Below are 9,963 nucleotides of genomic sequence, written 5' to 3'. Positions count from 1 at the left end.
AGCATCGTGTTCGTCGGCGTCATCATCGTCTCGAACGCCGTGAAAACGCCGCACTACAAAATGATTCTGGCCTGGGATCCCGAGGCGCTGCCGCCAAATTGGGAGGCCGGACGACAGAAGTACTTTACGATCAACTGGATCCAAATGGTCACAACCTGGTCCGCGTCCGCCCTCTACATTGCGGCGCTGATCGCCCTCTAAAGAGTGCTTCCGAAGCGATCCGATGGCGTCGCGGGTATCTCGCTACCGGCGGTCTCGCTGTTGTCGTCGGGGATGGGAGGATACCCACCTCGGGCTGGCACGGTGCGCCAAATAGCGCTGCAAAAAGCCGCCATTTATCGCTGAAAGTCACAACATCGGTCCTGGTGCGGACATGGTTTAGAAGTCGTTGTGCCCGTTAGACGACCGGCTTACGGGCGCCCGGTTGGACGCGTGTTCTACCGGAGAGCTCTTTCAGGTCGTCTAGGTCCGCGCGGCGGCTGCTGATGGCCACGCCCGGGCTGCGGAGGATTTTGATGTCCGAGTGAACTACGATCAGTGTCTGCTCGGGCCCTCCAACTAACAAAAGGACCCCAGTACCGGGCAGCAGACCATAACGGTAGGGGCGGGCAAGGAATGCATAAGGATGCACTCAACTTGCCCGCCCCGCATTACTGGTGTTGCTCTGGCCGTCTCAAGCTGTCGACGACCAGGTGTTACTGGTGTTGCTCTGGCCATCTCAAGCTGTCGACGACCAGGTACTGCTGTATCCGTCTCCTATTGCTTGACGGCCCGGTACTGCTGATACTGCGCTGGCCATCTCAAGCTGTCCGACGACCAGGTGTTACTGGTGTTGCTCTGGCCATCTCAAGCTGTCGACGACCAGGTACTGCTGTATCCGTCTCCTATTGCTTGACGGCCCGGTACTGCTGATACTGCGCTGGCCATCTCAAGCTGTCCGACGACCAGGTGTTACTGGTGTTGCTCTGGCCATCTCAAGCTGTCGACGACCAGGTACTGCTGTATCCGTCTCCTATTGCTTGACGGCCCGGTACTGCTGATACTGCGCTGGCCATCTCAAGCTGTCCGACGACCAGGTGTTACTGGTGTTGCTCTGGCCGTCTCAAGCTGTCGACGACCAGGTACTGCTGGTACTGCTCTGGCCATCTCAAGCTGTCGACGACCAGGTACTGCTGGTACTGCTCTGGCCATCTCAAGCTGTCCGACGGCCAAGTGTTACTGCAACGGTGCTTCCCCTAAACCGGCAACTACAGCTACTTCAAGTGGGGGAACTTCCGTTCTCTTTTTCTTACGAGAAAAAAATATAACCACTCTCTGACATCTCGTCAAATCGTGTTTGGGCGCTGAGTTAGAGCGCCATTTGCGGTTGCCTCGGACCTCCTTGTAGGACACACAAACGCCAGGCGGGCTGCAGCCACTACAGAGCCGGCTTACAACCGTCCGGTGAGGGATCCCCCTACGGACAGCCGAACTCTTTTCTAGGTCCGGGACGGATACTCTTCGATGGAAAATCCATTGGGCGCAAGAAGAGGGAACGCTCCGTGAACCCTTTTGCGGTCAGCGGGCAATACATAGTGTGAGCACAGACAGCGACATCATCAGGCGGTCCCGGGACAGCCCCGCAGCTTTCGGGGAGTTGTACGACAGACACGCGTCAATCATCTATAGATACGCCGCCAGAAGGGCCGGCGACTTCGCCGCGGATGACGTCATGTCCGAAACTTTTCTGGTGGCTTGGGAGCAACTCGAGACTTATGACCTTGACCGGGAAGATGCCCGTCCCTGGCTTTTCGGCATCGCCATCAACCTGCTCCGCCGTCACCACCGGGCCGAAACCAAAACGCTGAAAACCGCGGCTAAAGCGGCTTCACGGGAAGCCGTGGGGGACGACTCAGACCGGATAGCCGCCCAGGTTGATGCCACTGTCGCCACCGGGCGCATCGCGCGCACCCTCAAGGGCATGGCTGCCATCGACCGCGAAACGCTGCTGCTCTATGCCTGGGCAGACCTGACTTACGAGGGCATCGCCCTGGCTATGGAAGTACCCGTCGGCACCGTGCGGTCCCGTTTGAACCGTGCCCGGCGCGCACTGCGGACCGAGCTCAACCTCGAAGCACTTGATAAACGGAGAAGGATCATGGACGACTTGCAGCTGCTCCGCGGAATGCGTAGCGACATCGGTTCCGTACCGCAGGCCACGTTGGATCGCGGCCGCGAAAAAGTCATGAGCAGGATCAGCGCGGCCTCCGCCTATGAGTCATCCACAGCGAACGTCAAAGCCACCGTCAGCCCCATCCGCTTCCAGCGCCGGATCCTGTTCGCTTCAGCAGCGGCAGCCCTGCTTGTTGGCGGGATCGTCGTAGCGGACGTTGTAAGGCCTGCTGCCCCGGGCGCAACCGCAGAGGCCGCCGAGGTACTGAACAACGCAGCGGCCGCAACCATCCAGACAGCTGACCCGGTCGTGGGGCCTGGTCAATACCTGAGGATCCAAAGCACCAACCTATGGGCCACGGAGGCTGTCGACGAGAACGGAAATGAGTATCAGTGGCTTGATACGGAAAAACAGACAATGCATGTCCCAGCCAACCGAGACGACGAATGGGTTTGGGAACGATCAGGCCGGATTCCCACGACATTTTTCGATGAAGCATCCAAGGCATATGTAGACCGCACCCAGGCCGTTGGACCTGAGCCCTACGTCTTGCGTGGGGCAAACGGAGCTTTCATCGGACCTGGGACAGAATCCTCGTTCCCGTCCCCCAGCTACCTGGACTCCCTGCCGCGCGACCCTCGCCTGCTTCTGGAGGACATTTATGAAAAGACTGACGGCAAGGGCCAGTCGGTTGACGGGGAGGCGTTGGTCTTCGTCGCCGATCTCCTCCGCACCGGCGTCGTTCCCGGCGAACTCCGCGCCGCGCTGTATAAAGCCGCGGCGTTGATACCCGGAGTCACCGTGACCGACGAACAGGCCACTCTGGACGGTCGCAAAGGCGTGGCCATCGGCCGGGTAGAAAACTCCTCACACTTCCGCCAAGACATCATCATCGACCCTACGAACGGGCTGCCCATTGGGGAACGCCAAGTGCTTACCGAATCACGGGGAACAATGCCGTCCGGCACGGCGACGACCTGGACGGCGGTAGAAACCTCGGTCACAGGCATCGCGCCTAGGCACCAAGAGGTGCCCGCTGTCGTACCTTGACGACAGCGGGCATCAAGCTGCCTCTGTAGGTTCCTCACAGACTGCCCGCTGGGGGATCGGCTTGCGGCGGCTGACCCTTCCTGGACCTACGAAGGCTCCCACTTCAGGACGGCGTCGCGGAGTTCCACTACCGACATCTCGCTGCTGAGGCGCATAACCGGCAGGTCGAGTTGATCAAGCCATGCCTCATGAGCGGCACGGCTTCTTCCGTCGAATGCCGGGTCGTCGTAACCCTTTGCCCAGTTCAGGAATTCGGACCACGCCGCCTCGTCGAAGTCTTGGCCGGCCCGGCGATGCACCTCACGGGCTTCGAGGCGTCGCAGCCGCTCACGAGAGTCGAGCGTCAAGAAGATCACAGCATCGCACTCTGCAACGATGCTCTCCCCCCAGCCAATCATCGACCCGGACAGAACCCAGCCCTCCCGAGGAACAAAGACGTCGCGCATCAGGGCCCGCCGCGCGTTCTCGGGACGCTTCGTGACGTAAGGCGGTACGGTGGGCACCCAGAAATAGTCATCGGCGTCCGCGTGAGGAACCGACCAATAGTCAGCCAGAGCCCGACCGAGCGTGGTCGTTCCGCTACCGCTAGCCCCCATCACATGAACCCTCGCACGTTGCATGACTCAATTATCCGGGTGTGGGCCCGGGCAAGAATGCAGGCCCGTGCGTTCAGGGATCCCCTTACGACCATCTGCGCAGATACCTCTCAGGTAGGGTGCGTATGAACGAAAATCTTTGGGGGAAATAATGAAGCTTATTCGATCGACGCTGCTCGCGAGCCTGCTAGTTTCGGGTCTCGCCGGCTGCACCTACGCAGAGCCCTCGCCGGACCCGACAAGCGAGTCGAGTCAGCCGTCACGGACTCCCATCGCCACGGCTGCTGCCGTTCCCGTGACTCTGCAAGGACAGTTTCAGTCGCAAGGAGCGACCACCACTGGGACGGCCACCATCCGTGTCACAGAGTCCAGTGCATTCGTGCAGCTCGAAGACTTTGCCACAGGTCCCGGAGACGGTGTTCGCCTCGTGCTGAGCCCTGGGACCGTGCACCCCGGGCCCAGTGGTGAACTGGAGCTGTCATCGTCGACACTCATTGAGCTGGGGCCGCTACCGCTCAGCCGATCGAGTAGTCAGCGCATCGAAATGGACCCCAGGATGTGGGAGGCGATGCCCGAGCCCGTTCGCAGCGTCGTGATATATAACTTTGCCGAAAATACGGCGTACGGCACGGCCAACATTATGGAGACGCCGCATTCCTAAGGGGGCCGCGGCCAGCGCCGTCGTCAATGGGCAGTCGAGGTCTAGTTTTGGCTGCCCGCTCAAAGCCCTACTCACCGGCCGGATCATCGAAACCTGTCAGGGCGGACACCGGGCCGCCGACGAGCAGCCCACTAATGCCGCCTGATCGAAGAACAGCGTGCTGGTGGTTGCGCCGCGGTTGGGGGCCCAGCGGGTTCCGGCGGGCAGCGGTGCGATCATCTGAGCAGTAGTTAGACAGCAAAGACGAGCTTAACCGTGTCGGTATCTCGTTTCACTGCCCGCCAGGCGCGCGTGCTGCAAGGGTCTCGGCACAGTTCACCGGCCCCGTACCCCAAAGCGCGGTCGTAATCTGTCGCTGCAGACCCACTCCCCCACCAATGGTCAAAACGTCCTTTCCCCCGCTCTGAGTACTTTTGATTCCGGTAACGAACTCCGGCGGCGGGACCGGGCACCCTCTCCCGGGGTCTGCAGGCCCTGTCGCCACCAGGTATCAAACGGTCGTTTTTGGGCAAGGTGCCTCGCTGTGGGCGACCCGTTGCCTGTGTGCAGACCTATTAGAGGCAAACGGTCAGCTCCGCCGCATCGGCAATTTGGCTGAGGGCAAAGGCTCTTGGATGTTTCCAAGCGCCGATCAGTGATTTCCGTAAGCCTGCTTCAGGCGCACGCGAATACGCCCTGACTGGGTCCGTCTGATGTGAGCGTATTCAACATCGGCTGGGAGCGGTATTCTCTGTCCTGGGGTGACCTGTCCGGAACTTCTTCCCTTCGGAGAGCAAATTGAAGACGCGCAGCATGCACCACTCACTGGCAGCAGCCATCCTGGCAGGCGTCGTGCTCACCGGCACGGCCTGTACCGCGCAACCGGTTGGTCCGCAGCGGTCCGTCGCGCCACCAGTGGTTACCCCGACGTCCACAGCTGGACCGACATCGGCAACAACCACGTCCTCATCTGGTCCGAACGCGGATACCCTGCAAGGGCAAAGTTTCACTTTCCCTGACGGGCACATCTCGTTCAGGTACCCGGCCGGCTGGTCGGTCAGGACCGAACAGGGCCCGTACCTGACAGAGGAGGATAAGGCCGGTTCCGTGATTGCTGTCGTTACGGACAGCTCCGGGTCAGAAGTTGCCCGCGTCCTCAGCGGCATGTACGGCGATGCCGCTGCCGGTCCAGCCAAGCGGACGGTCCTAGATCACGCGCCCGTGCCCGGCATCACCGATAAGGCTGGGAAGCCCACCGAGTTCGGTTTCGGCTATGACATCATCGCTGGCCGCCCGTTCTATTTCATGGACGTCAGGCTCGCCGACGAGTTCCTGCCGTCCCAGGACAATTCCGGAACAAACCAAGTGCTCCTGCCCAACGGGGTCCTGTCTGCCTTCGTGGTTTTCCAGGACGAGAAGAAGCCCGCCTTCGCAACCCCTGAGGCAGCCAAAGCCTGGACGGCAACGGAGAAGTTCCGTCAGCTCAAGGCCCTCTTGCTCAGCCTGGACTACAAATAGTTACCACTCCCCTAGCGGTGCGTACAGTCATTGTGTGGGGCGTTTCTGCAGTTTCGGTGGCAGAGGTAGACCACAAAGTCCTCCCTCCCTGCCTGGCGTCGCCCGGCGCCGCTGGCGTGAGCTGCTGAGTACCTGTTTCCCCGCAGGGTCTTAGGGTGGGCAATACCAAATGCTCACTGTCCGCCGGCAAACAATGCCCCTGCCAGCATCGTTCGCTAACAAGGGCTTTGAGGCATGAAGCAACCCCCCGCAAATGGGGGGCATGCGAGGGGTTGCCACTCACAACGTACTTTCTCGTGAGTTCATAACTCAACTTGATAAGGCTACTGACCTTCGCGTGTTGTTCTCGTCACACACATGTGCTCCGCCTACTGCCGTTGTGAGGGCCGCAGCCGCGATCTACGATGGCGACAGGTGGTCCGCACGGCGCTTGGGGGGGTGGACCACCGCAGACGATATCAGTGAGCGACATCTGGCGGGACCTGCTTTGGGTGTTGCGTGTTGGTGCCGCTGCATCTTTGTCTTCGGGAGGGGAGAACATGCAAACAGTCGAAGAAACCATTGACGTCGAGGTCCCAGTGCGAACGGCCTATGACCAGTGGACGCAGTTCGAGTCCTTCCCCAATTTCATGTCCGGGGTGGACTCCGTAGTCCAACTCACTGACCGGACGAACCATTGGGTGGTTAACATCGGCGGAGCCAAGCGGGAATTCGACACTGACATCATTGAACAGCGTCCCGATGAGCGGATTGCCTGGCGCAGCACCGACGGAGAGGCGCACGCCGGCGCCGTGACTTTTACGCCGCTACAGACCGGAGGGACGCGAGTTTGGGTTCGTTTTGAATGGGCTCCGGAAACCTTCACGGAGAAGGCCGGTGCCGCGCTAGGGTTCGACAACATGGAGGTCAGGGCGGACTTGCGCCGCTTCAAGGAATTCGTTGAGACCAGGGGTACCGAAACCGGCGCTTGGCGTGGAGAGGTCCATTAGAACCAAACAGGCCGGGAAGTCTTGGTTTCATGCAGGCGTTGCCTCCCTGGTATCCCCTTTGCCATGGACACCATTTGCCTGCGCTGATGAGGGTCGGGAAGCAGAAAAGGCTCTGGGCAGTCTTTTTCAGGTCGAAGCCCGCGAAACCATATGGGTAGCACCCCGCGGGAAGGCACAGGAGGGGTACACCGGTGCGTACGGAGTTTCTTTTACCGCTATTCCCAGGATTGTCCTCTCGCGTTAGGGTCTGCAGTGGGCGTTACCTACTTTTTATGGGGGAAGTAGGTAACGCCTTCTGGGACTCGTGTAGCCAGCCTGGCGACCTCGTCCCCGCCTGGCGATTGTGACTCCAATCCGAAACCTGTCCTGGTGACTCACCGGCACGAAATTATTGTGGCGGCACTGGTCCGCAGTTGGAAGTGGGTGGTTACGATGGAAGTGGCAGCCCGCGGGGCGTCCCCGCCGGGGTTTCCGACCGAAGGGATAAGACCATGGGTTTGGGAGATAAGGCCCGTAATGCGGCTGAAAAGCTGCGCGGCAAGGGCAAGGAAGCTGCTGGTGAAACCAGCGGCGATGACCGCCTGAAGGCCGAAGGCAAGGGCGATCAGGCGAAGTCGGACTTGAAGCAGGCCGGCGAGAAAATAAAGGACGCCTTCAAGAAGAAGGGCTAGGAACCAGGACAGCGGCTTCCGGAACCAAAAGGCGGAGCGGACCCGTCCCCGCAACGGAAGCGGTCCCCGGACCCGGTCCCGGGAATGGCCGGGCATCAAGCGGACGGGGTCAGAGGTAGGCACCCTGTACCGAGGCCCCCGATGCGGGCGTGCTCTGGAACGACTACGTCTGCTGGACAAATTTTCCGAAGCAGTCACTCCCGGAGCCAGTTGCGCCGGTGTACGGCAATTCGCTGTCTCATCTATTGATGGTTTGATGAGATGGAGACACTGCGGCTCCTGTCGCCCATTCACGTTCGGGCTTCTTCCCGTTTGCCTGCGGCGAACGCCATTCATAGGCGCAGTTTTCGCGTTTGAAACAAACCCTTACCGGCCAGTAATTTTTGGGGCTTCAGAATGTGTTTGTGATCCAGGGCACATATGGTGAGTTATCGGCGCGAGGGAAAGGCAGGACCATGACAATCGAACACACCGATCTCAGAACAGTGGTCAGCGAAGCGGACCTGCTGGACCTTCGGTCCCTCACTTCAGCAGCGACTGCCGGCATGGCCACGGTGAAAGAACTTCATCCCGGATACAGCTGGGTCTGGACTGACGAGATCCGATGTTGGGGCAAAGAGTGCAATGCCAGCCTGGACATCCCACCCCTTACCAGTACCAGCACCGTCGCAGGCCGCGTCTTCGCCGATCACCAGCAGAAGGAGTTGCAGCGCATCCTCAATGCCAGAATCGAGTAGCACCGGAGAAGAACAGTCAGCGCCGCTGCTGCAGTTCCGCTGCGATACCGAGGCTGGCTTAAGGAAGCCCACATTCATAGGCCTAGTGATACGTGGTTCGCGCCCTGACAGAGGCAGCATCGCATTGGGGGTTGCGATGCTGCCTCCGCTGCACTGACCAGTGGGTCATTGGGGGTTGACCCACAGCCAGATACCGAAAGCTTGCAGCCCTAACCTTGCGAAAACCCTTTGCCGTGAACCTTGTGAAACCTTGGACTCAGTGCTCAACTTCAGAAATACGACACCCGTAACCAATTAGACCTCGCACAGGACCATCAAACCTCCGAACACCCCTCGAACGAGGACCAAGGGCCTACGGCCGGACTAAGTTCGGGAGCATGCGCGTACACACTAAACCAACGGGCTACGTACGTTTCCGTAGGGAGTCGGTTGTCCCGCGAGGATCATCCGTGAACAATTTTCCATGCACTGCTGGGCCAGGTCATACCTGCGCTGCAGTAAATGCTTACGTAAAAGTGGACGTCGATTTAGTGACGGGCCGCCAGCTATTGATGGACTACCTCCACTCACGCCAAGCTGGATAGGAGGGCATGTGGGCCCTCCTTGGGTTGGGAGAAATCATGAGCACAAAGTGGGGTTTCGCTGGGATCGTGGCTGTCATTTCCGTAGTGGCAGTGATCTTCGCGTGGTTAATGATGGCGGGTTATTGATCCTCGCAGGTGAGAGCAGTGTTTGCTTACAGCTGCTGGGGTAGCTCGCCGGGGGACGTGAGCGGAGGGCTGAATATGTCAACGTGATTCAGGACCACCAAGACGGTTTGATTCAGGGCTGCCCCGGTTCCGAGGATTTCTGAGACGAAGAGTAAGACGCGGAATGCGGTTGACCCCAGATGTGGACAGAGGGTTAGTGAGCGGCGCGGGATCTTTGTGCGGGCCTGAAGTAGTCGGTCAGGAATCCGGCCAAGATGCTGGCCAGAATCAGTATTGCGGCCGGCTGAAGCGTGATCGGACCAACGAAGTCGCGAACGTCGATTCTGAACACGACACTTTTGATGGCAAATTATGGAACGCTTCAGCGCGTCAGCCAACATGGCGGTCGCGGCTAACGCAAGGCATCTTTCTAACGCCGCGGCTCAAGTGGTTGACATGGATCATCCACACCATGCCGCATAAGCATGCAGACCGCATATTCAGGGAAACGAAATCAGGGGTTCCCTGGTCGGCGAGGTGGGTTCGCTTTACCTGGGGCTATGTTCCCATGGCCGAACCAGATCCTTGGGACATGCCTTCGGGTGCACCTCCGAATGAATGGCCCTACGACTTTTGGATAGACGTCACTCGCAGACAGAATCAGCGCCAGCGCCGCGGACCTTGCGGCAATAAAGTCCAAGTCCACAATCCTTATGCTTGAAAAGCCGCCTCCACAGTTCTGGGCGACGCCTCTAACCTCTAGGCACCGGGTTTCCTCACGAGGAACTCCTCTAGCATGAAGAAACCTAGGCCATGAGGGCTTAGCAAGACCAGGAGGTTTTGTGGACGTGCAATGGAATGACGATGCCGGTTCAGTCATGGCGGCCATGGTCGCCCGCACTCACTCAAGCGCTCCTAGTC

The 9,963-nt window shown here is 59.6% G+C and carries 7 protein-coding genes; 6 read left to right on the top strand and 1 reads right to left on the bottom strand.

The genetic code is table 11. The features are described 5' to 3' along the window. Positions 1 to 201, top strand: a 201-nt coding sequence (locus tag CXQ88_RS21965; RefSeq protein WP_181037596.1) for a hypothetical protein, incomplete at its 5' end; no start/stop codon positions are given. 1,375 nt (positions 202 to 1,576) lie between these two features. Further along, positions 1,577 to 3,202 (top strand): CU044_5270 family protein, encoded by a 1,626-nt coding sequence (locus CXQ88_RS22445; protein ID WP_258061983.1) that lies wholly within the window; start codon positions 1,577 to 1,579, stop codon positions 3,200 to 3,202. 86 nt (positions 3,203 to 3,288) lie between these two features. Here the strand turns inward: CXQ88_RS22445 and CXQ88_RS17935 are convergent, their stop codons facing one another. After that, positions 3,289 to 3,822: a hypothetical protein gene (locus CXQ88_RS17935; RefSeq protein WP_104045474.1), complete on the bottom strand. Its 534-nt coding sequence runs from the start codon at positions 3,820 to 3,822 to the stop codon at positions 3,289 to 3,291. Between the two features lie 1,429 nt (positions 3,823 to 5,251). Between CXQ88_RS17935 and CXQ88_RS17925 the strand changes: the two genes are divergently transcribed. The 4 genes from CXQ88_RS17925 (at position 5,252) to CXQ88_RS17910 (ending at position 8,353) form a co-directional block, all read left to right on the top strand. Next, positions 5,252 to 5,956: a hypothetical protein gene (locus CXQ88_RS17925; protein ID WP_181037595.1), complete on the top strand. Its 705-nt coding sequence runs from the start codon at positions 5,252 to 5,254 to the stop codon at positions 5,954 to 5,956. Between the two features lie 539 nt (positions 5,957 to 6,495). Beyond that, a complete protein-coding gene (locus CXQ88_RS17920; protein WP_104045473.1) occupies positions 6,496 to 6,945 on the top strand; it encodes an SRPBCC family protein in 450 nt (149 codons plus the stop codon). Positions 6,946 to 7,436: 491 nt separating this feature from the next. Then, positions 7,437 to 7,616, top strand: a complete 180-nt coding sequence (locus tag CXQ88_RS17915) for a CsbD family protein (RefSeq protein WP_104045472.1) — start codon at positions 7,437 to 7,439, stop codon at positions 7,614 to 7,616. 455 nt (positions 7,617 to 8,071) lie between these two features. Next, a complete protein-coding gene (locus CXQ88_RS17910; RefSeq protein ID WP_104045471.1) occupies positions 8,072 to 8,353 on the top strand; it encodes a hypothetical protein in 282 nt (93 codons plus the stop codon). Positions 8,354 to 9,963: the final 1,610 nt, after the last annotated feature.

The organism is Arthrobacter sp. ZGTC412 (genome assembly GCF_002929215.1).
In the GTDB taxonomy this organism is placed as follows: domain Bacteria; phylum Actinomycetota; class Actinomycetes; order Actinomycetales; family Micrococcaceae; genus Arthrobacter.
This window is presented reverse-complemented; position numbering and strand designations above follow the sequence as displayed.

Excerpts from the sequence above, each read along its gene's own strand:
- CXQ88_RS17920 (WP_104045473.1), top strand. The coding sequence starts at position 6,496 with ATGCAAACAGTCGAAGAAACCATTGACGTCGAGGTCCCAGTGCGAACG.
- CXQ88_RS17915 (WP_104045472.1), top strand. The coding sequence starts at position 7,437 with ATGGGTTTGGGAGATAAGGCCCGTAATGCGGCTGAAAAGCTGCGCGGC.
- CXQ88_RS17925 (WP_181037595.1), top strand. The coding sequence starts at position 5,252 with ATGCACCACTCACTGGCAGCAGCCATCCTGGCAGGCGTCGTGCTCACC.
- CXQ88_RS17935 (WP_104045474.1), bottom strand. The coding sequence starts at position 3,822 with ATGCAACGTGCGAGGGTTCATGTGATGGGGGCTAGCGGTAGCGGAACG.
- CXQ88_RS17910 (WP_104045471.1), top strand. The coding sequence starts at position 8,072 with ATGACAATCGAACACACCGATCTCAGAACAGTGGTCAGCGAAGCGGAC.